The sequence below is a fragment of the Fulvimonas soli genome (genome assembly GCF_003148905.1).
Taxonomy (GTDB): domain Bacteria; phylum Pseudomonadota; class Gammaproteobacteria; order Xanthomonadales; family Rhodanobacteraceae; genus Fulvimonas; species Fulvimonas soli.
In genome coordinates this window covers 390,887-414,574 of the sequence record NZ_QGHC01000001.1, presented here as the reverse complement: position 1 = coordinate 414,574, position 23,688 = coordinate 390,887, and the positions used below count along the sequence as shown (strand labels likewise).

Annotated in this window: 21 protein-coding genes and 4 tRNA genes; 13 read left to right on the top strand and 12 right to left on the bottom strand. The window is 71.9% G+C overall.

Translation table 11 applies throughout. The features are described from left to right. Positions 1–36: 36 nt before the first annotated feature. The 4 genes from C7456_RS01935 to C7456_RS01920 form a co-directional block, all read right to left on the bottom strand. On the bottom strand, positions 37–705 hold the full coding sequence (locus C7456_RS01935) for a sigma-E factor negative regulatory protein (protein WP_109722067.1): 669 nt from the start codon (positions 703–705) through the stop codon (positions 37–39). Then, positions 702–1,295, bottom strand: a complete 594-nt coding sequence (gene rpoE, locus C7456_RS01930; protein WP_109722066.1) for an RNA polymerase sigma factor RpoE — start codon at positions 1,293–1,295, stop codon at positions 702–704. Before rpoE ends, C7456_RS01935 begins: the two co-directional genes overlap by 4 nt. 156 nt (positions 1,296–1,451) lie before the next feature. Continuing rightward, positions 1,452–4,019, bottom strand: a complete 2,568-nt coding sequence (locus C7456_RS01925; RefSeq protein WP_109722065.1) for a putative bifunctional diguanylate cyclase/phosphodiesterase — start codon at positions 4,017–4,019, stop codon at positions 1,452–1,454. Between the two features lie 14 nt (positions 4,020–4,033). Next, entirely contained in the window at positions 4,034–4,528 is a 495-nt protein-coding gene (locus C7456_RS01920) for a hypothetical protein (RefSeq protein WP_109722064.1), read from the bottom strand. A 157-nt stretch (positions 4,529–4,685) separates the two neighbouring features. Here C7456_RS01920 and C7456_RS01915 point away from each other — a divergent pair, with 157 nt between their 5' ends. Next, positions 4,686–6,779, top strand: coding sequence for a 3-hydroxyacyl-CoA dehydrogenase NAD-binding domain-containing protein (locus C7456_RS01915; RefSeq protein WP_109722063.1), 2,094 nt, complete (start codon positions 4,686–4,688; stop codon positions 6,777–6,779). A 611-nt stretch (positions 6,780–7,390) separates the two neighbouring features. Here the strand turns inward: C7456_RS01915 and C7456_RS01910 are convergent. From C7456_RS01910 to C7456_RS01890, 5 genes are all read right to left on the bottom strand, one after another. Further along, positions 7,391–7,948, bottom strand: a complete 558-nt coding sequence (locus tag C7456_RS01910; RefSeq protein WP_109722062.1) for a DUF2058 domain-containing protein — start codon at positions 7,946–7,948, stop codon at positions 7,391–7,393. Between the two features lie 32 nt (positions 7,949–7,980). Then, a complete protein-coding gene (locus C7456_RS01905) occupies positions 7,981–8,199 on the bottom strand; it encodes a SlyX family protein (protein ID WP_109722061.1) in 219 nt (72 codons plus the stop codon). Between the two features lies 1 nt (position 8,200). After that, on the bottom strand, positions 8,201–9,538 hold the full coding sequence (locus C7456_RS01900) for a UDP-glucose dehydrogenase family protein (RefSeq protein WP_109722060.1): 1,338 nt from the start codon (positions 9,536–9,538) through the stop codon (positions 8,201–8,203). Positions 9,539–9,673: 135 nt separating this feature from the next. Further along, on the bottom strand, positions 9,674–10,432 hold the full coding sequence (gene bamJ, locus C7456_RS01895; protein WP_109722059.1) for a BamJ family beta-barrel-assembly machinery protein: 759 nt from the start codon (positions 10,430–10,432) through the stop codon (positions 9,674–9,676). Between the two features lie 184 nt (positions 10,433–10,616). Then, a complete protein-coding gene (locus tag C7456_RS01890; RefSeq protein WP_109722058.1) occupies positions 10,617–12,380 on the bottom strand; it encodes a cation:proton antiporter in 1,764 nt (587 codons plus the stop codon). Between the two features lie 169 nt (positions 12,381–12,549). Between C7456_RS01890 and C7456_RS01885 the strand changes: the two genes are divergently transcribed. The 3 genes from C7456_RS01885 (at position 12,550) to C7456_RS01875 (ending at position 12,834) form a co-directional block, all read left to right on the top strand. Next, a tRNA-Ala gene (locus tag C7456_RS01885) sits at positions 12,550–12,625 on the top strand. 9 nt (positions 12,626–12,634) lie between these two features. Then, positions 12,635–12,710 (top strand) — tRNA-Glu (locus C7456_RS01880). A 47-nt stretch (positions 12,711–12,757) separates the two neighbouring features. Continuing rightward, positions 12,758–12,834: transfer RNA gene (locus C7456_RS01875), tRNA-Asp, on the top strand. A 106-nt stretch (positions 12,835–12,940) separates the two neighbouring features. Here the strand turns inward: C7456_RS01875 and C7456_RS01870 are convergent. Both C7456_RS01870 and ppsR read right to left on the bottom strand, forming a co-directional pair. After that, on the bottom strand, positions 12,941–13,429 hold the full coding sequence (locus tag C7456_RS01870; protein WP_109722057.1) for a DUF1249 domain-containing protein: 489 nt from the start codon (positions 13,427–13,429) through the stop codon (positions 12,941–12,943). A gap of 21 nt (positions 13,430–13,450) precedes the next feature. Beyond that, the gene (gene ppsR, locus C7456_RS01865) at positions 13,451–14,266 is read right to left on the bottom strand and encodes a posphoenolpyruvate synthetase regulatory kinase/phosphorylase PpsR (protein WP_109722056.1); all 816 of its coding nucleotides are present in this window, start codon (positions 14,264–14,266) and stop codon (positions 13,451–13,453) included. Positions 14,267–14,496: 230 nt separating this feature from the next. On the opposite strand from ppsR, the gene ppsA reads away from it, so the two are divergent. Next, on the top strand, positions 14,497–16,869 hold the full coding sequence (gene ppsA / locus C7456_RS01860; protein WP_109722055.1) for a phosphoenolpyruvate synthase: 2,373 nt from the start codon (positions 14,497–14,499) through the stop codon (positions 16,867–16,869). A 112-nt stretch (positions 16,870–16,981) separates the two neighbouring features. Then, positions 16,982–17,071, top strand: a tRNA-Ser gene (locus C7456_RS01855). A gap of 278 nt (positions 17,072–17,349) precedes the next feature. Here the strand turns inward: C7456_RS01855 and C7456_RS01850 are convergent. Beyond that, positions 17,350–17,799, bottom strand: a complete 450-nt coding sequence (locus C7456_RS01850) for a MerC domain-containing protein (RefSeq protein ID WP_109722054.1) — start codon at positions 17,797–17,799, stop codon at positions 17,350–17,352. Between the two features lie 43 nt (positions 17,800–17,842). On the opposite strand from C7456_RS01850, the gene C7456_RS01845 reads away from it, so the two are divergent. The 7 genes from C7456_RS01845 to C7456_RS17115 are packed head-to-tail and all read left to right on the top strand — an operon-like array spanning position 17,843 to position 23,680. Further along, a complete protein-coding gene (locus C7456_RS01845; protein ID WP_109722053.1) occupies positions 17,843–18,388 on the top strand; it encodes a ZrgA family zinc uptake protein in 546 nt (181 codons plus the stop codon). Further along, complete coding sequence (locus C7456_RS01840) at positions 18,385–19,095, top strand: ATP-binding cassette domain-containing protein (RefSeq protein ID WP_109722052.1); 711 nt, start codon at positions 18,385–18,387, stop codon at positions 19,093–19,095. The genes C7456_RS01845 and C7456_RS01840 overlap by 4 nt, the downstream gene beginning before the upstream one ends. Positions 19,096–19,097: 2 nt before the next feature. Then, positions 19,098–20,357 carry an ABC transporter permease gene (locus C7456_RS01835; RefSeq protein ID WP_109722051.1) on the top strand — a complete coding sequence of 420 codons (1,260 nt, stop codon included), beginning with the start codon at positions 19,098–19,100 and terminating at the stop codon, positions 20,355–20,357. Beyond that, positions 20,357–21,088 carry a DUF3299 domain-containing protein gene (locus C7456_RS17425; protein ID WP_245889738.1) on the top strand — a complete coding sequence of 244 codons (732 nt, stop codon included), beginning with the start codon at positions 20,357–20,359 and terminating at the stop codon, positions 21,086–21,088. The genes C7456_RS01835 and C7456_RS17425 overlap by 1 nt, the downstream gene beginning before the upstream one ends. A gap of 11 nt (positions 21,089–21,099) precedes the next feature. Continuing rightward, positions 21,100–21,603, top strand: a complete 504-nt coding sequence (locus C7456_RS01825) for a DUF6176 family protein (RefSeq protein WP_109722050.1) — start codon at positions 21,100–21,102, stop codon at positions 21,601–21,603. Continuing rightward, entirely contained in the window at positions 21,600–22,871 is a 1,272-nt protein-coding gene (locus tag C7456_RS01820; protein ID WP_109722049.1) for a GTP-binding protein, read from the top strand. Before C7456_RS01825 ends, C7456_RS01820 begins: the two co-directional genes overlap by 4 nt. After that, the gene (locus C7456_RS17115) at positions 22,841–23,680 is read left to right on the top strand and encodes a hypothetical protein (RefSeq protein WP_170120147.1); all 840 of its coding nucleotides are present in this window, start codon (positions 22,841–22,843) and stop codon (positions 23,678–23,680) included. The genes C7456_RS01820 and C7456_RS17115 overlap by 31 nt, the downstream gene beginning before the upstream one ends. The last annotated feature ends 8 nt before the right edge of the window (positions 23,681–23,688 follow it).

Sequence of the window (23,688 nt, the reverse complement as noted above, 5' to 3'; positions counted from 1 at the left end):
GGGGGCGGGACCGCGGCGACGGCACGCGGCACCGCATCAGCGGGCGGCGGCCGCCTGGCGCGGCGCTTCCTGCCGGACGGGTTGCGGGCTGTCGATCAGCAGCAGGTAGCTGCCGTCGCCGTTCACCGGCAGGCGGCGCAGCTGGTAGGGCGACAGCCGCTGCAGGTAGGGCTGGGCCGCCTCGCCGTACGGCACCGTCTCGCCGTAGCCGTCGCCCAGCATCGCCGAGGCCTGCTGGCTGTAGCGCACGGCCTTGTTGTCGTTGAGCAGCAGCCATGGCGGCACGCTGGCCGGGGTGGCCGACTCCGGGGTCGCCGCGGGACGGCTGGCCGCCGCGACGGCGCCGTTCGCCGCCGCGCCGCCGGCGGCCAGGTCGGCGCCCTCGCCGGCCGGCCGCGCGGTCATCAGCGCGATCGCGGCCACGCCGGCGGCGATCGCGCCGCCGGCCGACCAGCGCAGCCAGTGCGGCACGCGGCCGCCTTCCGCGGCGGGCTGGCCGATCGCCTCCATCACGCGCTCCGCGAAGCCGGCCGAGGCCAGCGGCGGCAGCTGCCGGCGCAGGCCGTCGCGCGCCACGTGGTAGCGCGACCAGGCCTGCCGGCCCGCGGCGTCGTGGTCCAGCCGGCGCAGCAGGAAGCGCAGCTCGTCCCCGGACAGCTCGCCGTCCATGCCGGCCGACAGGTGTTCGCGTTGCAGTTCGCTCATGTTCGATCCTCGCGGTCCGACAGCAGGGGCCGCAATTTCTGGTCGATGGCCTCGCGCGCGCGGAAGATGCGCGAGCGCACCGTGCCGATGGGACAGCCCATCGCCTCGGCGATCTCCTCGTAGCTCAGGCCGTCCACCTCGCGCAGCGTGATGGCGGCCCGCAGCTCTTCCGGCAAGGCTTGGACCGTGTCGAACACGGTTTGTTCAATTTCCTGCCGCAAGAGTTCGCGCTCGGGGGTGGCGCTGTCCTGCATGCGCTCGGCGCCGGCGCCGAACACGGCGTCCTCGATCGCCACGTCGTCGCTGGGCGGCCGCCGGCCCATCGCCACCAGGTGGTTCTTGGCGGTGTTCACCGCGATCTTGTACAGCCAGGTGTAGAAGGCGCTGTCGCCGCGGAACGAGCCGATCGCGCGCCAGGCGCGCACGAAGGCCTCCTGCGCCACGTCCTCGCACTCGGCCGGGTTGCGCACGTAGCGCGCGATCAGCCCGATCACCTTGTGCTGGTACTTGCGCACCAAGAGGTCGAAGGCCCGCTTGTCGCCGCCCTGGACCCGCTCGACCAGTGCGCTATCCAGTTCGTTTTCGCCCATCCGGGCCGTCTCCTTCGTCTCTGCTGCCACTCGTCGCGGAGCTCCGCCGGATGTGAGCGCCTTCAGACCGCGCCGCGCCGCGCAAGTTCAGGCGGGCGCGGCCGGGCTTCCGCGCCGCGCCGATCCGGCCTATCAGGGCCGATGCGGCGGCGCGCGTCAAGCCACCTGTATGGGGCTGGCCTCGCCGGCGCTCAAGCCGGCGGCGGCCCCGGCCAGCAGGCGCTGGCGCTCGGCCAGCAGGTTCTCGAAGCTGATCTGGGTCAGCGGCCGGCAGAACAGGTAGCCCTGCAGCTCGTCGCACTGGTTGGCGCGCAGGAAGGCCAGGTGCGACTCGATCTCCACGCCCTCGGCCACCACCCCGCGGTTGAGCCGGTGCGCCATCTCGATGGTGGCGCGCACGATCGCCTCGTCGTCGGGGTCCAGGCCGATGTTGCGCACGAAGCTCTGGTCGATCTTGATGCGGTCGGCCGGCAGCTTGCGCAGGTAGTCCAGCGAGGCGGCGCCGGTGCCGAAGTCGTCGATGGCGATGCGGCAGCCCAGCCGGTGCAGGCCGTGCAGGTTCTCCAGCAGGTTGGGCACGGCCTTGATGCTGATGCTCTCGGTCACCTCCAGCTCCAGCAGGCCGGGGTCGAGCCCGGTCTCGCGCAGCACCGCGGCCACCGTGTCCAAGAGGTCCGCCTCCATCAGCTGCACCGCCGACAGGTTCACGCCCAGGCGCAGGCGCAGGCCGTAGCGGCGCTCCCAGTCCTGCGCCTGCGCGCAGGCGGTGCGCAGCACCCATTCGCCGATGGAGACGATCAGGCCGGTCTCCTCGGCCAGCGGGATGAACGTGGCCGGGCTGATCGGGCCCAGTTCCGGATGCTCCCAGCGCAGCAGCGCCTCCATGCCCACGATGTCCTCGCTGGCCGCGTCCACCTGCGGCTGGTAGACCAGCTTCAGCTCGCCGTTGCGCGCGGCGGTGCGCAGCCGGCTCTTCAGCGCCACGTCGTGCTGCCGGGCCTGCTCGGGGCTGACCTCGTAGATCTGGAAGTTGTTGCGGCCCAGGTGCTTGGCCGCGTACATCGCCTCGTCGGCGTGCTTGAGCAGGGTGTCGGCGTCGGGCGCATCGTCCGGGTAGAAGCTGATGCCGATCGAGGCGGTGACCTGCAGCTGCGTGCCGCCGCCGATCGCCAGCGGCGCCTCCATCACCTGCACGATCTTCTCGGCCACGCGCAGCGCGTCGTCGGTCTTGACGATGTGGCGCAGCACCACGATGAACTCGTCGCCGGCGTAGCGCGCCACCGTGTCGGAGGCGCGCACGCTGCCGACCAGCCGCTGGGTCACCGCGCGCAGCACCTGGTCGCCGGCGGCGTGGCCGTGGCTGTCGTTGATGCCCTTGAAGTTGTCCAGGTCGACGAACAGCACGGCGAAGCACTCGCCGGTGCGGCGCGCCTCGCGGATGATGGTGTCCAGGCGGTCGTTGAACAGCAGCCGGTTGGGCAGGCCGGTGAGCGCGTCGATCAGGCCCTCGGCGCGGCCCTGCTCGCGCGTGCGGCGCAGCTCCAGGCTGTGCGCGAAGCGCGCCGCGGCGCAGCGCAGCACCGGCTCGATGATGCCCATGTCGCCCAGCGGCGCGCGGCGCCCGGCCAGCAGCGCGCCGAGCACGGCGCGCCGCTCGTCGAACAGCGGCAGGCCGACGAAGCCGGCCAGCTTCAGCTCGGCCAGCAGCGGGTCGGAGGCCGCCAGGCGCTGCGCGTCGTCGGCGTGCAGCAGGCTGCGCCCGCCCAGCACCAGCCGCAGCGCGCCCTGCTGCGCCAGCGCGGGCGCCGGCTGCTCGTCGCCCCGCCACAGCTGGGCCAGCAGGGTCGGCGCGCCGCCGCGCTCCTCCGGGCGCGCCGACCACAGCGCGAGGTAGTCCAGGTTGAGCTCGTCCAGCAGCAGCCGCGCCACCAGCTTCTGCATGTCCAGCCCGCCGCCGGCGGCGTAGATGCGCGAGAGCAGCGCCAGCGCCGCCTCCGCGCGCAGGTCGGCACGGTCGCTGCGGAACAGCAGCGCCACCGCCTCGCGCCCGCCGTGGCGCACGCGACGCGCGCTGGCCTGGCCGGTGTCGGCGCCGTGCTGGGCGCGGCGCTGGCAGGGATACCAGGCATGGTCGGCCTGCTCCAGCACCTGCTCGGCGGCGACGCCCTCGAAGCCGAGCACGTCGTGCAGCAGCGCGCCGCGCAGCATCTCCATGCCGAGCCGGCTGTTGCGCGCCACCGCGGGGCTGGCCTCCAGCACGCGCGCGGCCAGCGGGTCGACCACCAGCCACTCGCTGTCGTCCTGCTCGAAGGCGAAGCGGTAGTCGTCGGAGGCCGCCCCCGCCGGCAGCGCCGAGGGCGGCCGCGCGCGCTGCCAGCGCGCCACCAGCTCGTGCTCGACCTGGGCGGGATAGAGCCAGTCCGACACGTCCTCCGGCAGCTGCGAGGGCCGCATGCCGGCGCCGTCGGCCAGCACGGCGAGCAAAGGCGCGTCGGCGCAGGCGGGGATGCGGCGCAGCTGCTCGCAGCGCTGCCGGGCGTCGTCCGCGTCGCCGTCGAAGGCCATCACCACCAGGCCCAGCGGCGCGCGGCCGTCGAGCAGGATGGCCGCGTGCGACAGCCCGCGCGCGGTGTGGATCGGCGCGTGGCCGGCGCGGTCCAGGGTATCGAACAGTGCGCGGCGCAGGTCCCGCTGCGCGGCCACGATCAGGACACCGGCGCTCATCCCCGCCCCCGACGTCAGACCACCCAGCGGCCGTCGCGCAGCCGCGGGCGCCGGGGCGCGCCCGCCTCGCCCTGCAGGCGCACCGCCAGCTCGCCCAGCTGCTCGACCAGCGCCGGCGGCGGGTCCAGCAGCACCACCCGGCGCAGGTGCCCGGTGGCCGGCCGCGCCAGCTGGCGCAGCAGGCTGTTGTCCATCGCCGACAGCGGCAGCTCCAGGCCGGCCAGCAGGTAGACGCCGAAATGCATGCTCTGCTGCATGTAGCGCAACGCGCTGCCCAGGCGCTGGCAGCCGGGCACGCGCGCATGCGCCTCGCGCAGGTTGCCCAGGCCGCCGTCCGGCTCCCACAGGTAGACCGACTGCCCGCTGTGGCGCGCGATCGCACGGAAGTTGGCGACCAGCGCCTGCATGTCCCCGCCCTCGAGCACCAGCAGCCCGGCCTCGGTGGCCAGGATGCGTTCGAACAGTTCGGTGCCCGCCTGCGGCGGCGTGGAGGCCAGGAGAGAGGTCATCGCGGCGTAGCGTTGCGCGCTCCGGGGCGAAGCGCAATAGCCGGCTGCGCAAGAGCTGACCGGGGTGGCAAAAGCGGCCGCGACGATGCGCCGCGTCTCGCATTCGGCGCAACGGAGCGGTATGTTCAGGAGCCCTGCGACCGCCCCCTACACGCCCATGTTCGAAGGACTGCGCTTCAACCACTGGAAGGCCAGCGAGGACGACAGCGGCATCGTCACGCTGACCCTGGACCGCGCCGGCAGCAGCGTCAACGCGATCTCCCGCGCCGTGCTGGACGAGCTGGGCCAGATCGTCGAGCGCCTGGCGATCGAGAAGCCCGCCGGGGTGATCGTGCACTCGGCCAAGCCCGCCGGCTTCGCGGTGGGCGCGGACATCAAGGAGTTCGTCGAGTACGCCCGCCAGGGCACGGTGCTGGAGAACATCGAGAACGGCCAGCGCGTGTACGAGGCGCTGGCGCGGCTGCCCTGCCCCACGGTGGCCGCGGTGCACGGCGCCTGCATGGGCGGCGGCACCGAGCTGATCCTGGCCTGCCGCCAGCGCATCGCCGCGGACGACGACAAGACCCGCATCGGCCTGCCCGAGGTGATGCTGGGCATCCACCCCGGCTGGGGCGGCACGGCGCGGCTGCCGCGGCTGATCGGCGCGCCCGACGCGCTGCAGGTGATGCTGACCGGCAAGCCGCTCTCGGCCAGGCGCGCGCTGGCGCTGGGCGTGGTCGACCGGCTGGCCCGCCCGGACGAGCTGCTGGCCGAGGCGCGCGCGCTGCTGCGCCGCCCGCAGCCGGTGCCGGCGGCGCGGCGGGCGAAGGCCTGGGCCACCAACCTGTGGCCGGTGCGCCAGCTGCTGGCGCCGATGGTGCTCAAGCAGACCGCGGCCAAGGTGCGCAAGGAACACTACCCCGCGCCGTTCGCGCTGATCGAGGTGTGGCGGCGCGGCGGCGCCAGCATCCAGCAGCGGCTGAAGCTGGAGGCGCGCTCGGTGGCCAAGCTGGCGCAGACGCCCACCGCGCATAACCTGATCCGCATCTTCTTCCTGCAGGAGCGGCTGAAGAACCAGGGCGGCGGCGTCGAGCACGGCATCGGGCACGTGCACGTGGTGGGCGCCGGCGTGATGGGCGGCGACATCGCCGCCTGGACGGCCTTCAAGGGCTTCCAGGTGACCCTGCAGGACCGCGAGATGAAGTACGTCCAGCCCGCGCTGGACCGCGCCCGCGCCTTCTACGAGAAGAAGCTCAAGACGCCGGAGAAGGTCGCCGAGGCCGCCGGCCGCCTGCGCGCCGACGTCGAGGGCAAGGGCGTGGCCGAGGCCGACCTCGCCATCGAGGCGATCTTCGAGAACGCCGAGGCCAAGCGCGCGCTGTACGCGCAGATCGAGCCGCAGTTCCAGGCCGACGAGATCCTCGCCAGCAACACCTCCAGCATCCCGCTGGACGAGCTGCGCACCGGCCTGAAGGCGCCGCAGCGCTTCCTCGGCCTGCACTTCTTCAACCCGGTGGCGCAGATGCCGCTGGTGGAGGTGGTGCGCCACGACCGGCTCGACCCGGCGGTGGAGAAGCGCGCGCTGGCCTTCTGCAAGGCGATCGGCAAGCTGCCGGTGGCGGTGAAGGGCACGCCCGGCTTCCTGGTCAACCGCATCCTGATGCCCTACCTGCTGGAGGCGCTGCGCCTGTACAGCGAGGGCGTGCCCGGCCCGGTGCTGGACCGCACCGCCAAGGCGTTCGGCATGCCGATGGGCCCGATCGAGCTGGCCGACACCGTGGGGCTGGACGTGTGCGCCTCGGTGGGCAAGGAGCTGGCGCCGTTCCTCGGGCTGGAGCTGCCGCCGGGCATCGAGGACAGGCTCGAGGCCGGCAAGCGCGGCAAGAAGGACGGCCAGGGCCTGTACGTGTGGGAAGACGGCAAGCCGAAGAAACCGGAGGTCGACCCCGACTACGCGCCGGCGGAGGACCTGCAGGACCGCCTGATCCTGCCGATGGTCAACGAGGCGGTGGCCTGCCTGGCCGACGGCGTGGTGGACGACGCCGACCTGCTCGACGCCGGCGTGATCTTCGGCACCGGCTTCGCGCCGTTCCGCGGCGGCCCGATCCAGTACGTGCGCAGCGAGGGCGCCGGCGTGGTCAAGGGCCGGCTGGAGAAGCTGGCGCAGCGCCACGGCGAGCGCTTCCAGCCCAAGCAGGGCTGGGACCTGCCGGCACTGCGGGAGCCGGCCGATCCGGTCGCCGCGGCCGGGGGCGGCGAGCCACGTTCGTAGGAGCGTTCGGCCACGGGAAGTAAAGGGCCGCGGCGTGCGGCCCTCTCCGCATTCCCGTCAGGACCTGTTCGAAATCTTCCGGGGAAGAGCGCCAGAAAGGCCATTTGAATGGACCGCGGGTGGGCGGGGAGGTAGCGCTCGCCGTTCCTTTCATCGCTCCCGTGTTTTTCCGGCCATGCAAGCCCGCGTTCGCCCGCACGGCGTCGGGCATGACCTGGCATCGAGACCGCTGGCGGTTCGCGGCAGATCAATCGCGGCCGGAGGCCGCTCCCACGGGGGGCACCGCAGGCCTTGTGGGAACGGCCTCCGGCCGCGATGCCCGGGCCATCACTCCACTCCTGCCATACCGCGCCATCGCGGACCGGCGTCCACTCTTCCCTGGCCACACGCAGACGCCTCCCGGTGGGGACGCGGAGATCACGATCAGGCTCCCAAGCGCGCCTTGCTCGTTGCGCGGGCATGCCTGCCGGCGTTCCGGCGCAAGTCCGCGGTCATCCAGAATGCCTCGGGGCTTCGCGCCGAAGCGCGGTGCCTGTCGTCACCGCCCCAGCTGGCCCGCCATTCCGATGCCGGCCGGGCCAGGCGATGCGCCCACCGCTCCCCTGCCGCCTTCACCACATCAGGTCGGCAGGCACGCCGTCGTCGTCCTCGCGCGGCGCCGACGGGTCCACCAGCAGGGCCAGCGCGTGCGGGTCGATCGCGCGCGCCTGCTCGGCCACCGCCCGGCTCACCACCAGGTAGCGGCCGTTCTGCTGCACCACGCCGAGCGTGCCGGCGTTCAGCGCGGCGAGCTGCCCGGCGTCCACGTGCACGCGGCGGATCTTGCCGCCGTACTCGAAGTGGCGCACGTGCTCGGCGTCGGGCCTGTTGAGCGCCTGGCCTTCCAGCAGCTGCTGCAGCTTCGCCCTGCGTTCGCGCCTCAGGCGCGCCTGCTCGGCGGCTTCCTGCTCGGCGTGGCGGCGCTCGGCCGCCTCGGTCTGCGCGCGCAGCGCGTAGGCCCTGGCCAGGTCGATCTCCTCCTGGCTGCGCGGCTGCGGCTTGCCCTTCGGCGCCGGCTTGCCGCGCGGGGCCGGGCGCGCACCCTTGCCCGGCGCGCTTGCGCGCTTGTCGTCGCGGACCTGTTTGACGATGCCGCTCTTGAGCAGCTGATCGCGCAGGGACTCGGCCATGGTCGTTCCGTCCGTTGCTTGCGTTGCAAGGGTCAGTAATGCGGCGGCGGCGGTTCGCTGTGCGGATCGGGGCCCTGCCCCAGCCGCAGCGCGGACAGCTCGCTGCGCAGGTCGCTCACCAGGCGCTCCAGCGCGAGGATGCGCAGCGCCTGCTCGGCGTCGGCCGAGGCCAGCGCGCTCACCGTGTCGTCGATGAAGGTGAGCCGCGCCTCCAGCTCGTCCAGCCGCTGCGAGAGCTTCTCGTCGGACATCTCAGCGCCTCAGCGAGCGGCCGCGGCCGATGCCGTAGTAGGCCAGGCCGGCCTCTTCCACCGTGGCCGGGTCGTACAGGTTGCGGCCGTCGAAGATCGCCGGCTCCTTCAGCGCCGCGCGGATGCGCGCGAAGTCCGGGCTGCGGAAGGCCTTCCACTCGGTGACGATGGCCAGCACGTCGGCCCCTTCCAGCGCCGCGTAGGCGCTGTCGCACAGCACCAGGTCGGCGCGCTCGCCGTAGATGCGCCGGGTCTCCTCGCGCGCCTCCGGGTCGAACGCGCGCACCTTCGCGCCGGCCTGCCACAGCGACTCCATCAGGCGCCGGCTCGACGCCTCGCGCATGTCGTCGGTGTTGGGCTTGAACGCCAGGCCCCACAGCGCGATGGTCCGGCCGGCCAGCTGGCCGCCGAAATGGCGCGAGATCAGCTCGAACAGCTTGGTCTTCTGGTCGTGGTTGACCGCCTCCACCGCGCCGAGCAGGCGCGCCTCGTAGCCCGCCGCGCGCGCGGTGCGCTCCAGCGCCTGCACGTCCTTGGGGAAGCACGAGCCGCCGTAGCCGGCGCCTGGATAGATGAAGTGGTAGCCGATGCGCGGGTCCGAGCCGATGCCCTGGCGCACCAGCTCCACGTCCGCGCCCACCCGCTCGGCGATGTTGGCGATCTCGTTCATGAAGCTGATCTTGGTCGCCAGCATCGCGTTGGCGGCGTACTTGGTCAGCTCGGCCGAGCGCACGTCCATCACCACGGTGCGGTCGTGGTTGCGGTTGAACGGCGCGTACAGCTTGCGCATCAGCGCCACCGCGCGCGCGCTGGCGCTGCCGATGACGATGCGGTCCGGGCGCAGGCAGTCCTCCACCGCGTCGCCCTCCTTGAGGAACTCGGGGTTGGATACCACGTCGAACTCGACCGCCGCGCCGCGCGCGGCCAGCTCGGCGGCGATCGTCTCGCGCACCTTGTCGGCGGTGCCCACCGGCACGGTGGACTTGTTCACCACCACCGCGTAGCGGTCCAGGTGGCGGCCGACGGTCCGGGCCACGCCCAGCACGTACTGCAGGTCGGCGCTGCCGTCCTCGTCCGGCGGCGTGCCCACCGCGATGAAGATCACCTGCCCGTGCGCGACCGCCGGCGCAGGGTCGGTGGTGAAGGCCAGCTGGCCGCTGGCGTGGTTGCGCCGCACGATCGGCTCCAGCCCCGGCTCGTAGATCGGGATCTCGCCGCGCTCCAGCCGCGCCACCTTGGCCGCGTCGATGTCCACGCACACCACGTGGTTGCCCATCTCCGCAAGGCAGGCGCCGGTGACCAGGCCGACATAGCCGGTGCCGAAGATCGTGACTTTCATGTCCTGGAGGTTCCGGATCGGGGAAGCGCCGATTCTAGCAGGGCGTGCCGCAACCGCGGCCCGCGGCGCGCGCGGAAAAGCGGCGGGGCGCGAATCGCTTCGCGCCCCGCCGGGTGCCGTCGCTGGCGACGCGGCTTACTTGCCGTCGCCGCCCTGGCCGGCCGGCGTCGGGCCGGTCTTCACCAGGGTCACGTCGAAGATGATCGTGGCGTTCGGCGGGAAGCCGTTCTGCGGCTGCGCGCCGTAGGCCAGGTTCGACGGGATGAACAGCTTGTAGTGCGCGCCCGTCTTCATCAGCTGCAGGCCCTCGCGGAAGCCCGGGATCACGTTCGCCAGCGGGATCGGCGCCGGCTGGTCGCCCTGGCCGTGGTCGGCCGAGGCGTCGAACTTCTCGCCGTTGATGAAGGTGCCGGTGTACTTCACCTGCACGGTGTCGTTCGGGCCCGGACGCGGGCCGGTGCCCTCGCTGATCACCTGGTACTGCAGGCCGGAGGCCGTGGCCTTCACGCCCGGCGCGGTCTTGTTCTTGGCGATGAAGGCCTCGCCCTCGGCCTTGTTCTTGGCCGCCACCTGCTCGTACTCCGCCTTGGCCTTGGCCTGCAGGTGGGCCACGAAGGCCTCGCGGGTGGCCTTGTACTCGGCCTCGCTCATGGTCGGCTTCTGGCCCGACAGCGCCGACTGCACGGCGCGCGCCACGGTGGCCGGATCGACCTCCTCGCGCACCAGCGGCGGCAGCGAGCTGGCCAGATCCCAGCCGACCACGTAGCTGGCCTTGGTCTTGTCCACCGCGGGAGCGGCGCCCGACTTGGCGGCCTGTGCGTACACGCCCGCGGTCGTGCCCAGTGCAGCAGCCAGCGCAACCGCCGTCAGCGTGGGACGCAAAAAGTGCTTCATGTGGAACTCCCTCGTATTTGGATGTGCCGGCGCTACCGGACTCGCCCCCCCTATGGAGGCAGGCCCCGCATTGTGCGGTCCCGGTCGAGTCTTGGCAACGATGCCCGGTTGCGACCGCCGTATCCCGGCAAAGTTTCACGGAATGGCCGGATTCGCGCTTTTTTACGTTGTTTTCCGCGACCGTTCAGTGATGGCGGTCATCCGGCTGCCCGGTTTTTTCCAGGGTGTCGCGCAGCGCCCCCTGCAGGCGCGCATGCACCTGCACCAGCACCCGCCACAGCAGCCAGGCCAGCAGCAGCATGACCAGGAGCAGCACCAGCGCCACTTCGCGCGGCGGCAGGATGGTCGAGGCCAGCGCCGCCACCAGCAGGCCCAGCACGCCCATGGTCGCCAGCGGAATGATGCGCGCCAGCAGGCCGCGCATGGTGCGCGCGCCGCCGATGTGCTCGGGAATGCTCAGCTCGGCCAGCAGCATGCCCAGCGCCTCCGCCTTGCGGTAGGCCGCCACGATCATCGGCAGCGACACCAGCGCCGCGATCGACCAGGCCAGGCTGCGCTTGACCTGCTCCCGGCCCGCCAGGATGTCCCAGTGGAACGCGCCGCGCCGGTACAGGTAGGCCATGATCAGGAACACCGCCACCACCAGCATCGCGTTGATGAGCACGTGCCAGACCAGGCGGCGGATCATCTTGGCCACCATCGCGCCCTGCCCGCTCAGGCTGAGGCCGCCCATCCAGTCGGTATACGCGCCGAACAGCCCGGTGAAGCGGACCGGCAGGGTCCGCCCCAGCAGGCTGGCCAGCGGATCGGAGGCGCGAATGAGGTACGGGGTGAGGAAGGTGGTGATGGCCGAGACCGCCACCGCCACCGGGTAGAGGTAGCCGCTGGTCACGTGCAGGCTGAGCCCCAGCGAGGCGATCACGAAGGAGAACTCGCCGATCTGCGCCAGCCCCATGCCCACGCGCAGCGAGGTGCGACCGTCGTTGCCCGCGATGAAGGTGCCGAAGCTGCAGGTGACCACCTTGCCCAGCACCACCGCCGCGGTGACCACCAGGATCGGCAGCCAGTACTGCGCGAGCGTCGCCGGGTCGATCAGCATGCCGATCGCCACGAAAAACACCGCGCTGAACATGTCGCGCACCGGCCCGATGATGCGCTCGATGCGCGCCACGCTGGCCGACTCGCCCACGATCGCGCCGATCATGAAGGCGCCCAGGGCGATGCTGTAGCCCATCTCGGTGACCAGCAGGCAGAAGCCGAAGCACAGGCCCAGCACCGCCACCAGCAGCACGTCGTCGCGGCTGACCCGGGCGATGTAGTCGACCACCCGCGGCACCAGCAGCAGGCCCACCACCAGCGACACCGCCATGAACAGGGTCAGCCGGCCGATGGCGCCCATCGCCTCGCCCGCCTCCAGGCCGCCCGTGCTGGCGATGCCGGTGAGCAGTGCCATCAGCACGATCGCCAGCACGTCCTCGATGATCAGGATGCCGAACATCAGCCGCGCGAAGCGCTCGCGCTTGAGGTCCAGGTCGTCCAGCGCCTTCATGATGATGGTGGTGGAGGACATCGACAGCATCGCGCCGAGGAACAGCGAATCCATCGAGCCCCAGCCGAAGAAGCGGCCGATCTCGTAGCCCAGCCACAGCATCAGCACGATCTCGCACAGCGCCGCCACCAGGGCCGCGCCGCCCACCTCGCGCAGCTTCTTCAGGCTGAACTCCAGCCCCAGCGCGAACAGCAGCAGGATCATGCCCAGCTCGGACAGCGTGCGGATGGTCCGCTCGTCGTGGATGAACACCACCGGCAGGGTGTACGGCCCCACCAGCACGCCGGCGATGATGTAGCCCAGCACCACCGGCTGGCGCAGGCGCTGGAAGACCACGGTGGTGAGGCCCGCGACCAGCATCACCGTGGCGAGGTCCTGGATGAATTGCAGTTCGTGCATCGACGACGCCTTCGGAAACGTTCCGCAAGCCTAGCAGTCGCCAGTGACGCAGCGACATGCGCGCCGGGCCGGCATGCGGGCGTCTCCGGCGCAACGCGGCCGAAAAAATTTTTCGACGGATGCTTGACGTAATTCCAAAGCCTGCCTATGATTCCGGGCTTCCAGCGGCGGGGCCATAGCTCAGCTGGGAGAGCGCTTGCATGGCATGCAAGAGGTCGCCGGTTCGATCCCGGCTGGCTCCACCAACCTAACCCGTCCCCATCGTCTAGAGGCCTAGGACACCACCCTTTCACGGTGGCGACCGGGGTTCGAATCCCCGTGGGGACGCCAGGCCGAAAGCCGGGACGGGTTGGATCGCACGAGCTGGATCACAATGGGGAGCGGTAGTTCAGTCGGTTAGAATGCTGGCCTGTCACGCCGGAGGTCGCGGGTTCGAGTCCCGTCCGCTCCGCCATCCACGGAAAGCCCGCCTCGCGCGGGTTTTTTGTTGGGCGCGCGCCGGCATTTCCGTCCAAGCGAGGGACAGAGGGCAACCGTTCCGGCCGCGCTTCCCGAAAACCTTATCCCCCCGCGCCGCCCTGCCCCTGTTCCGGCGGTAGCTCCAGCGTCCCGCGCGAATGCCCCTGCTCGGCCAGGTACTCCAGCCAGCGGGAGAGGAAGCCGTTCATGCGCAGCCGGTGCTGCAGCACCGTGTGCGCCGGCGGGAACGGGCCCAGCACCTGCCACAGGTGCCGGCCCGGATGGCAGTGCAGCGCCTCGGCCACGTGCGCGTCGGTGTACATGCGCAGCTGCGCCGAGGGCGTGCGCAGGCCGGTGTGCGCGTCCACCATCGCGTAGGTCAGCTCCAGCTCCAGCGTGTAGGGGTGGCGCTCCTGCACCTTCAGGTGCACGTCCAGCCCGTCGTCCACGCTGGAGACGTACTCGCCCGGCGCCAGCTCCTGCGGCGCGAACAGGCGCGCCAGCCGGTGGTAGTTCTCCGCGTACAGCCCCATCAGGTAGCCGAAGCGGCCCGGCAGCAGCGCGTTGCGGTTGTCGAGTACGACGCTCATGGACGCCGGGGTTCCTCCTGGTCAGAACATGGTCCGCTCGATGCCGAAGCGGTCGAAGATCTTGCTGGCGATCTCCTCGATCGACACGTGCGTGGTGTTGAGGCTGGGAATCCCGGCCCGCCGCATCAGGCGGTCGGCCTGCTCCAGCTCCCAGCGGCACTGCTCCAGCGTGGCGTAGCGGCTGCCCGGGCGCCGCTGCTCGCGGATCTGCGCAAGCCGCTGCGGGTCGATGGTGAGGCCGAACAGCCGGTCCCGGTAGGGGCGCAGGCGCGCCGGCAGTTCCAGCTTGTCGAGGTCGTCGTCGGTCAGCGGATAGTTGGCGGCGCTCACGCCGTAATGCAAGGCCATGTACAGGCAGGTCGGCGTCTTGCCCGAGCGCGACACCCCGACCAGGATCAGGTCGGCCTGCGAGTAGTCCACGTCCATGCCGTCGTCGTGCGACAGCGCGTAGTTGGTGGCGTTGATGCGCGCCTCGTACTTCTCGAAGTCGACCAGGCCGTGCGAGCGGTTCACCGCGCCCGAGCGCTTGGCGCCCAGCTCCTCCTCCAGCGGCCCGATGAACGGCGCGAACACGTCCAGCATCAGCGCGCCGCTGGCGGCCACGATCTCGCACAGCGAGCGGTCGGCCATGGTGTTCACCACGATCGGGCGCTCGCCGGTCTGCGCGTAGCGCGTCTTGATGCGCAGGGCGGCCGACTCGGCCTTCTGCGCGTCGTCGATGAACGGCAGCCGGTGCTTGTCGAACTGCACGCCGTCGAACTGGGCGAGGATGCTGTTGCCGATCGTCTCCGCGGTAATACCAGTGGAGTCGGAGATGAAGAACACCGTACGTTGCATGGGGTTTCCCGGACGCGCGCGCTGGATTGCACGGCACCTTAGCGCAAGCGCGCAGGCCTGTCCTCGCTTGACTCCGCGCTGACTGGTATGCAGCTGGCAAGGCGGCCCGGCGGAATGGTCTTCTTGTGCCGCGCACCATCCGCAGCGGACAATACCAGTTCTTTGCAGGCCGCTTCCGGCCTGCGCGGGACCGCATGACCACCGCCGCTTCCCCTCGTAAGGAGACTCCCTTGAACGACCTCGTGCTTTGGCTGGACCAGTTGCGCATGACCGACCTCGGCAAGGTCGGCGGCAAGAACGCCTCGCTGGGCGAAATGATCGGCAACCTCGCCAAGCTGGGTGTGTCGGTGCCGGGCGGCTTCGCCACCACCGCCGGCGCGTTCCAGCGGTATCTGGAGAAGAGCGGGCTGGCGGCGCGCATCGCCGAGCGGCTCAAGACGCTGGACGTGGACGACGTCGACGCGCTGGTCGCCGGCGGCAAGGAGATCCGCGGCTGGATCGTCGAGACCGCCCTGCCCGCCGAGCTGGAGCAGGCCATCCGCGCGGCCTACGCCAAGCTGTGCAAGGACGCCGGCGCCGAGGACGTCGCCGTGGCCGTGCGCTCCTCCGCCACCGCCGAGGACCTGCCGGACGCCTCCTTCGCCGGCCAGCAGGAGACCTTCCTCAACGTGGTCGGCATCGACGACGTGCTGCGCAAGGTCAAGGAGGTGTTCGCCTCGCTCTACAACGACCGCGCCATCGCCTACCGCGTGCACCAGGGCTTCGCGCACGAGAACGTGTTCCTCTCCGCCGGCGTGCAGCTGATGGTGCGCTCGGACGTGGGCGCCTCCGGCGTGCTGTTCACGCTGGACACCGAGTCCGGCTTCCGCGACGTGGTGTTCGTCACCGGCTCCTACGGCCTGGGCGAGATGGTCGTGCAGGGCGCGGTGAACCCCGACGAGTTCTACGTGTTCAAGCCCACGCTCAAGCAAGGCAAGCCGGCGGTGCTGCGCCGCAGCCTCGGCGCCAAGCAGCAGCGCATGGTCTATTCGGACCGGCCCGGCGAGCGCGTGCGCATCGAGGAGACCCCGGCCGGGCTGCGCAACAGGTTCTGCATCACCGACGAGGACGTGCAGGAGCTGGCCAGGCAGGCGCTGGTGATCGAGCAGCACTACGGCCGCCCGATGGACATCGAGTGGGCGAAGGACGGCCGCACCGGCAAGCTCTACATCGTGCAGGCGCGCCCGGAGACGGTGAAGTCGCGCTCGCACGCCACCCAGCTGGAGCGCTTCCACCTCGGCGAGAAGGGCAAGGTGCTGGCCGAGGGCCGCGCCATCGGCCAGAAGATCGGCGCCGGCAAGGCGCGCGTGATCCGCTCGCTGGCCGACATGAACAAGGTGCAGCCCGGCGACGTGCTGGTCGCCGACATGACCGACCCCGACTGGGAGCCGGTGATGAAGCGCGCCGCCGCCATCGTCACCAACCGCGGCGGCCGCACCTGCCACGCGGCGATCATCGCGCGCGAGCTGGGCGTGCCCGCCGTGGTCGGCACCGGCAACGCGTTGGACACCATCCCGGACGGCGCGGAGGTCACCGTGTCCTGCGCCGAGGGCGACACCGGCGTGATCTACGAGGGCCGGCTCAAGTTCGACCGCGTCACCGCCGACCTCGGCGACATGCCGGAAGCCCCGCTCAAGATCATGATGAACGTGGCCAACCCGGAACGCGCCTTCGACTTCGGCATGCTGCCCAACGCCGGCATCGGCCTGGCGCGCCTGGAAATGATCATCGCCAGCCACATCGGCGTGCACCCGAAGGCGCTGCTGGAATACGCGAAACAGGATGCCGAGACCAAGAAGAAGATCGACGAGCGCATGGCCGGCTACGCCGACCCGGTGTCGTTCTACGTGGACCGCCTCGCCGAGGGCATCGCCACCATCGCCGCGTCGGTGTTCCCCAAGCCGGTGATCGTGCGCCTGTCCGACTTCAAGTCCAACGAATACGCCGGCCTGATCGGCGGCGCGCGCTACGAGCCGCGCGAGGAAAACCCGATGATCGGCTACCGCGGCGCCAGCCGCTACGTCGACCCGGGCTTCGCCGAGTCGTTCGGCCTGGAGTGCAAGGCGGTCAAGCGCGTGCGCGAGGTGATGGGCCTGGACAACGTGTGGGTGATGATCCCGTTCGTGCGCACCCTGGGCGAAGGCCGCAAGGTCATCGAGGTGCTGGCGAAGAACGGCCTGAAGCGGGGCGAGCACGGCCTCAAGGTCATCATGATGTGCGAGGTGCCCTCCAACGCCCTGCTCGCCGACGAGTTCCTGGAGATCTTCGACGGCTTCTCCATCGGCTCCAACGACCTCACCCAGCTCACCCTGGGCCTGGACCGCGACTCCAGCATCGTCGCCGGCCTGTTCGACGAGCGCGACCCGGCAGTGAAGAAACTGCTGGCCATGGCGATCAAGACCGCCCGCGAGAAGGGCAAGTACGTGGGCATCTGCGGCCAGGGCCCGAGCGACCATCCGGACCTGGCCGAGTGGCTGATGGACCAGGGCATCGAGTCGGTGTCGCTGAACCCCGACACCGTGGTGGACACCTGGCTGCGGCTGGCGAAGAAGAAGGCCGGCTGACCCGCCCGGAAGCCGCCGCGGCCGGCCGGGCCGGCCGCGGCGGCGGGCAGTTGTCAGCCGCCGCTGCCCTCACGTAAAATCGCCGGCTCGCGTGGACCACACGCACCGCTTTGGAGAGGTGGCAGAGTGGTCGAATGTACCTGACTCGAAATCAGGCGTACGGGTAACCGTACCGTGGGTTCGAATCCCACCCTCTCCGCCAAAAGTCGAAATAAGCCGCTGGATTAAGCGGCTTTTTTCTTGCCTGACGTCCATAGTCCCTACTTTCGTCCCTACGATACAGACCGCTTGTGTGCGGACGACTGCTAGGGACGAGGAACTGCGCGGGTTTCCGGGCGATTTCCGCTGCTCGAAGGCTCCGGGGCTGTAGGGCGCACTGGTCGCCGCGCGCGACGCGCTCCTGCACATGCGGGCATGGTCCTAGGGGCAACAACACATGGCACTGCGCCATCCGGTTCGAGAACGAGCCGTGACGACGCATCAGCTACGGCGCAGCCGCGCCAGCAAGCGCAAGTTCCACAAGTGCGCACCGACCAGCAACGCACCGCCCAGCCCGATGCCGATCAAGTGCGCCCAGCCGTCGAAGGCCAGGCGCCCGAACCAGGCCAGGGCCAGCGAAGCCACGCCGGCCAGCGCCAGCACGACGGGCGGCCAACGGCGGTGCCAATAGGCGCCGTGGCCGATGGCCAGCCCGCTGACCGCGGCGCTGATGCCGATGAACCAGGGTTCCAGGCTGATCGCGCGCAACAGCGCGATGGCCAGCCCGTGCTGAGGCGCGTGGAAGGAATACAGCGCCGCCGTCAGTGCCGGTGCGGCGACGAACGCCAGCGGCAACGCCAGGCAATGCAGCGCGCACAAGCCCGCCCACAACGCGCCGGCGCGGTCGAGCAGGCCGGTCGGCCGCGTCGGGAGGCTTGCCATCCGGCTCATTTTGATATGTTATAACATTACAAACCTTTCCGCCGAGGCTGCCATGAAACGGATACGGTATGCGGCCGCGCTCCTGCTGGTCGCCGCTTCGATGCCGGCCGACGGCGTGCGCGCCCAGACCTTGCGCCAGCACGGTCCGCACGTGCACGGCATCGCCACCGTCGACGTCGCCTTGGATGGGCCGGCGCTGCAGATCGCGGTCGAGGCGCCCGGCGCCAATCTGGTGGGCTTCGAGCACCCGCCGCACGATGCGCAGGAGCGCGCGCGGTTGGAAGCGGTGCTGGCCGCGCTGCGCGCGCCTTCCGGCTGGCTGTCGCCGGCTCCCGGTGCGGATTGCCGGCTGCTCGATGCCGACGTGCAACCGCACGGCTACGACGCGCCGCCGGCCGATGGCGGGGACGCGCACGCGGACATCGACGCGCGCTACGACTACCGCTGCGCCACGCCCGAGGCGCTGGCCTACATCGACATCCGCCTGGCCGACCGCTACCCCGCCACCCGGCAGGTGGTGGTGAACCTGGTCCTGCCGCAGCGGCAGGATCGCCAGGTGCTCGGTCCGGGCGACCACCGCGTCGCGCTCGCCCCATGATCCCGTGGGGACTCACGCCCTTGCTGAGCTGCCGCGACCTGCGCTTCGCCTGGGACGGCCGCCGCGACGTCCTGGTGCTGCCGCATTTCGACGTCGCCCGCGGCGAGCGCGTGTTCGTGTGCGGCCCGAGCGGCAGCGGCAAGAGCACCCTGCTCGGCCTGCTCGCCGGCGTCGGCGTGCCGCGCGAGGGCCGCGTCGTTTTGCTCGACACCGTGCTCTCCGGCCTGTCGTCCGCGCAGCGCGACCGCTTCCGCGCCGACCACGTCGGCTACGTCTTCCAGCAGTTCAACCTGCTGCCCTATCTCGGCCTGGTCGACAACGTGCTGCTGGGCTGCGCCTTCTCCGCGCGGCGCACCGCCTGCGCCGCCCTGCACGGCACGCCGCGCGCGGAGGCGGAGCGCCTGCTGGCCGCGCTGGGGCTGGACGCCGCCCCGCTGCGACGAAGGAGCGTGGCCGCGCTCAGCGTGGGCCAGCAGCAGCGCGTGGCCGCGGCGCGCGCGCTGATCGGCAGCCCCGAGCTGGTGCTGGCGGACGAGCCGACCTCGGCCCTGGACGCCGAGGCCCGCGACGCCTTCGTCGCGCTGCTGCTGGCCGAGTGCCGGCGCAACGGCAGCGCCGTGGTGTTCGTCAGCCACGACCTGGCCCTGGCCCGGCACTTCGACCGCATCGTGCGCCTGCCGGCGCCGGCGCGCGCGGAGGCCGCCTGACCATGCGCACGCTCGTCCTCGCCGTGAAAAGCATGCGCATGCGCCGCTTCGCGGTCGCGCTGACCGTGCTGACCATCGCGCTGAGCGTGCTCCTGCTGCTCGGCGTGGAACGCCTGCGCCGCGAGGCGCGCAGCAGCTTCGCCAGCACGGTGTCGGGCACCGACCTGATCGTCGGCGCGCGCTCGGGGCCGGTGAACCTGCTGCTGTACGCGGTGTTCCACGTCGGCGACGCCACCAGCAACGTGTCGTGGCAGAGCTACCGCGAGATCGCCGCCCTGCCCGAGGTGGCCTGGACCGTGCCGATCTCGCTGGGCGACTCGCACCGCGGCTTCCGCGTGATGGGCACCAGCGCGGATTTCTTCACGCGCTACCGCTACGGCGACGGCCACGCGCTGGGCTTCGCCGACGGCAAGCCGTTCGACGACCTCTACGACGCGGTGATCGGCGCACGGGTCGCGGACAAGCTGCACTACCGCCTGGGCCAGCGCATCGTGCTCGCGCACGGCTTCGGCGGCGGGCCGCAGATGCTGCACGCGGACAAGCCGTTCCGCGTGGTCGGCATCCTCGCGCCGACCGGCACGCCGGTGGACGCCACCGTGATGGTGAGCCTCGCCGGCATCGAGGCGATCCACGTGGACTGGCGCTCGGGCATGCGCCTGCCCGGCATGGAGATCGGCGCCGCGCAGGCGCGCGCGATGGACCTCACGCCGACCAGCGTCACCGCCTTCCTGGTCGGCCTCAAGTCGCGCCTGGCCGCCTTCGCCGTGCAGCGCGCGGTGAACGACTACGCCGCCGAGCCGCTGCTGGCGATCCTGCCCGGCGTGGCGCTGGGGCAGCTCTGGGGCCTGGTCGGCACCGCCGAGAACGCCTTGCGCGCGGTGAGCGCGATGGTGGTGCTGGCCGGGCTGTGCGGCATGCTCACCGCGCTGCTCACCATGCTCGACCAGCGCCGGCGCGAAATGGCGATCCTGCGCGCGGTGGGTGCCTCGGCGCGCACGGTGTTCGCGCTGCTGGCGCTCGAGGCCGGCCTGCTGGCGGCGGCCGGCGCCGCGCTGGGCGTGGTCCTGCTGTACGCCGCGCTGGCCGCGCTGCGCGGCTTCGTCGCCGGGCGCTACGGCATCCTGCTGACGCTCGGCCCGCCGTCCGGCGAGGAATGCCTGCTGCTCGCCGCGGTGGTGCTGCTCGGCCTGCTCGCCGGCTGCATCCCGGCGTGGATCGCCTACCGGCGCTCGCTCGCCGACGGCCTGCAGGTGCGCCTGTGATGCGCCGGCCCGTCCGCTTCGCCTGCCTCGCCATCGGCCTGCTCGCCGCGTGCTCGCGGCACGGCGGCGGCGGGACGGGCGGCCCCGCGCCCGCGGGCACCAGCGCGCGGGCGGTGCTGGTCCGCGCCGAGGCCGCCGCCGCGGAAGGCCGCGCGCGCCGCGCGCGCGCCGAGGCCGCGGGCATCCTCGCCGCGCAGGGCCTGGCCGCCGAGCGCAACGCGACGGCCGCGCGCGACGGCCTGCCGCCCGGCACGCTGGGCGACGCCGACGCGGACGGCTACGCCGAGCTGGAATGGACGCACATGCTGCCCGCCGAGGACGTCGCCCTGCTCGACAAGGCGCCGCCGGTGCTGCACATCGGCAACCGCCGCGGCAGCCAGTTCGGCACCCTGCACACCGTGGCCGCGCTCGACGGCCGCAAGGTGCGCCTGCCCGGCTACGTGGTGCCGCTGGGTTCGGACGACGCCGGCCGCATGAACGAGTTCTTCTTCGTGCCCTTCTACGGCGCCTGCATCCACGTGCCGCCGCCGCCCCCGAACATGATGGTGCACGTCACGCTGGCCCGCGGCGTGGACGCGCCGCAGCTGTGGGACCCGTTCTGGCTCAAGGGCGTGCTGAGAATCGAGACCACGCGCAACAGCATGGCCGCCTCCGCCTACGCCATGCACGACGCCGTGCTGACGCCCTACAGCGACGACGACATGCAGAACCTGAGGAACGCCTTCGAATGAGAGCGATCGCCATGTCCAAGCCCCGCAGCGCCTTCCTCGCCGGACTGCTCGCCGGCATCGCCCTGCTCGCCCTGGTGCAGGCCTGGGCCGGCGATGCCGGCGGCGCGCCGCCCGCGCTGCGCCATCCGCTGCAGGTGCGCCTGCACCGCGTCGAGATCCGCGACGACGGGCTCGGCCGCTACGCCGACTGGCAGCGCTTCCTGCACGCGCGCCACGACGATGCGGTGGCGACGCTGGCGCGCGAGCACATGTACGTGGAGGCGATGTTCCGCGACCCCGCGCGCGACCCGCACGTGCTGTACTGGCTGGAGGTGCGCGACGACGCCGGCGCCCACTCGAACGATTCGGGGCTGGACGTCGACCGCGAGCACGAGCGCTACATGCGCGAGGTGCTGCGCGGCGATACCTGGTCGGTCCTCGCCACCGAGAACGTGCTGGTCGCGCCCTTCGTGCAGGACGCCATCGCGCGCTGGCAGGCGCAACGGGACACGGCACGCGCGGGAGCCGCCGAATGAGCGCCCCGCGCCTGCCCGTCACCGTGCTGTCCGGCTTCCTCGGCGCCGGCAAGACCACCCTGCTCAACCACATCCTCGCCAACCGCGAGGGCCGCCGCGTGGCGGTGATCGTCAACGACATGAGCGAGATCAACGTCGACGCCGCGCTGGTGCGCGATGGCGGCGCGCTCAGCCGCACCGAGGAGAAGCTGGTCGAGTTCAGCAACGGCTGCATCTGCTGCACCCTGCGCGACGACCTGCTGCGCGAGGTGCGCCGGCTCGCCGCCGGGGGCCGCTTCGACTACCTGCTGATCGAGTCCACCGGCATCGGCGAGCCGCTGCCGGTGGCGGCGACCTTCCACGTGCGCGACGCGGACGGCTTCAGCCTGGCCGACGTGGCGCGGCTGGACACCATGGTCACCGTGGTGGACGGCGGCCGCTTCCTCGCCGACTTCGGCTCGACCGACCGCCTGGCCGACCGCGGCGAGACGGCGGGCGACGGCGACGCGCGCGCCCTGGTGCAGCTGCTCACCGAGCAGGTCGAGTTCGCCGACGTGCTGGTGATCAATAAATCCGACGCGATGGACGAGGCCGGCCGCGCGCTGCTGCGCCGGGTGCTGCGCGCGCTCAACCGCGACGCGCGCATCGTCGAGGCCGAGCGCGGCCGCGTGCCGCTGGAGCAGGTGCTCGACACCGGGCTGTTCGACTACGAACGCGCGCAGGCCGCGCCCGGCTGGGTGAAGGAGCTGATGGGCCAGCACACCCCCGAGACCGAGGCCTACGGCATCGCCAGCTTCGTCTACGCGCAGCGGCGGCCGTTCCACCCGGCGCGCTTGCAGGACCTGCTGCTGCGCGGGATACCCGGCGTGCTGCGCGCCAAGGGCTTCTTCTGGCTGGCCAGCCGCATGGACTGGGTCGGCGAGCTGGCGATCGCCGGCGGCGCCACCGAGACGCGCCCCGCCGGCCACTGGTGGGCCAGCCGGCGGCGCGTGCGCGACGGGCTGCGCCGCCCGTTCGCCGCGGCCGACCTGGACGTGCCGCCGCCCGGCGCCGACGAGCTGCCCGATGCCGGACAGCGGGCGGCGCTGGCGCGCCAGTGGACGTCGCCCTACGGCGACCGCCGCCAGGAACTGGTGCTGATCGGCGTGGACCTGCCCGAGCGCGCGATCCGCGCCGCGCTCGACCGCTGCCTGCTGCGCGAGGAGGAATGGCGCGCGGGTCCGACGGCCTGGGCGCGCATGCCCGACCCGTTTCCCGCATGGACACCAGCCCGCCGGCGGGTTTCGTGACGCCGCCGCCGGCATCGCCGCGCCGGCACGTCGCGCTGACGATGGCGCTGGCCGCCGGCGCGCTGGCGGTCGGCGTCGCCGCCGGCTGGCTGGCCGGCCTGCGCGGGTGGCCCATGCAGATGCCGCATCCGCGGGCGCAAGTCGCCCCGGCGCACCCGCCGGCCCCGTCGACGCTGGATGGCGGCGCCCTGCTCGCGCCGGCGCAACGGGACGCGCTGGCCGCGCTGCTGCTCGCGCACGACGGTTTCGCGCACGATCTCGCGTTTCTGCTCGCGGCGAGCCTGCGCGACCGCTGCGCCCCGGCACATGCCCACGAGCTGGCGCGCATGGCGGTGGCCGCGCACCTGCCGGTGCTGGACGGCGCCACGGTCGCGCTGCAAGGGCGGCCCGAGCTGCGCGGCGCGGCCTACGCGCTGATCCGCCGGCTCGCCGCGACCGCGCCGTGCGGCCGCCCGCTGGACGTCGCCATCGGGCGCTACCGGGCCACGCTGGACCCCGAGCGCTACGCGGCCGCCTTCCCGGACAGCTACTTCGATCCGGGCCTGGACGCGCCGCCGCCCGACGTCGCCGGCCGCGACCTGGGCGAGCGCGGCGCCGATCCCTGCACGTCCATCGTCTACGCGGTGCTCCCGCTGGATGCCGAGCGCGCCTGGGAGTGCCTGGGGCTGCGCGCCACGCTGCGCCGCCGCCTGCAGGAGACCTGCGCGGCTGGCCTGCACGATGCGCCGGCCGCCGACGCGCAGACGGCGGCGCGGCTGGCGGCCTCCATCCACGACGACCTGGAAAGATTGCCCGCGATGTGCCGGTGACGCCATGC

Coding starts and splice junctions, on each gene's coding strand:
- C7456_RS01835 (WP_109722051.1), top strand. CDS start 19,098: ATGCGCACGCTCGTCCTCGCCGTGAAAAGCATGCGCATGCGCCGCTTC.
- C7456_RS01900 (WP_109722060.1), bottom strand. CDS start 9,538: ATGAAAGTCACGATCTTCGGCACCGGCTATGTCGGCCTGGTCACCGGC.
- bamJ (WP_109722059.1), bottom strand. CDS start 10,432: ATGAAGCACTTTTTGCGTCCCACGCTGACGGCGGTTGCGCTGGCTGCT.
- C7456_RS01905 (WP_109722061.1), bottom strand. CDS start 8,199: ATGTCCGACGAGAAGCTCTCGCAGCGGCTGGACGAGCTGGAGGCGCGG.
- C7456_RS01920 (WP_109722064.1), bottom strand. CDS start 4,528: ATGACCTCTCTCCTGGCCTCCACGCCGCCGCAGGCGGGCACCGAACTG.
- ppsR (WP_109722056.1), bottom strand. CDS start 14,266: ATGCAACGTACGGTGTTCTTCATCTCCGACTCCACTGGTATTACCGCG.
- C7456_RS01845 (WP_109722053.1), top strand. CDS start 17,843: ATGAAACGGATACGGTATGCGGCCGCGCTCCTGCTGGTCGCCGCTTCG.
- C7456_RS17115 (WP_170120147.1), top strand. CDS start 22,841: ATGGACACCAGCCCGCCGGCGGGTTTCGTGACGCCGCCGCCGGCATCG.
- C7456_RS01820 (WP_109722049.1), top strand. CDS start 21,600: ATGAGCGCCCCGCGCCTGCCCGTCACCGTGCTGTCCGGCTTCCTCGGC.
- C7456_RS01850 (WP_109722054.1), bottom strand. CDS start 17,799: ATGAGCCGGATGGCAAGCCTCCCGACGCGGCCGACCGGCCTGCTCGAC.
- C7456_RS01925 (WP_109722065.1), bottom strand. CDS start 4,019: ATGAGCGCCGGTGTCCTGATCGTGGCCGCGCAGCGGGACCTGCGCCGC.
- C7456_RS01910 (WP_109722062.1), bottom strand. CDS start 7,948: ATGGCCGAGTCCCTGCGCGATCAGCTGCTCAAGAGCGGCATCGTCAAA.
- C7456_RS01915 (WP_109722063.1), top strand. CDS start 4,686: ATGTTCGAAGGACTGCGCTTCAACCACTGGAAGGCCAGCGAGGACGAC.
- rpoE (WP_109722066.1), bottom strand. CDS start 1,295: ATGGGCGAAAACGAACTGGATAGCGCACTGGTCGAGCGGGTCCAGGGC.
- C7456_RS01825 (WP_109722050.1), top strand. CDS start 21,100: ATGTCCAAGCCCCGCAGCGCCTTCCTCGCCGGACTGCTCGCCGGCATC.
- C7456_RS17425 (WP_245889738.1), top strand. CDS start 20,357: ATGCGCCGGCCCGTCCGCTTCGCCTGCCTCGCCATCGGCCTGCTCGCC.
- C7456_RS01935 (WP_109722067.1), bottom strand. CDS start 705: ATGAGCGAACTGCAACGCGAACACCTGTCGGCCGGCATGGACGGCGAG.
- C7456_RS01870 (WP_109722057.1), bottom strand. CDS start 13,429: ATGAGCGTCGTACTCGACAACCGCAACGCGCTGCTGCCGGGCCGCTTC.
- C7456_RS01890 (WP_109722058.1), bottom strand. CDS start 12,380: ATGCACGAACTGCAATTCATCCAGGACCTCGCCACGGTGATGCTGGTC.
- C7456_RS01840 (WP_109722052.1), top strand. CDS start 18,385: ATGATCCCGTGGGGACTCACGCCCTTGCTGAGCTGCCGCGACCTGCGC.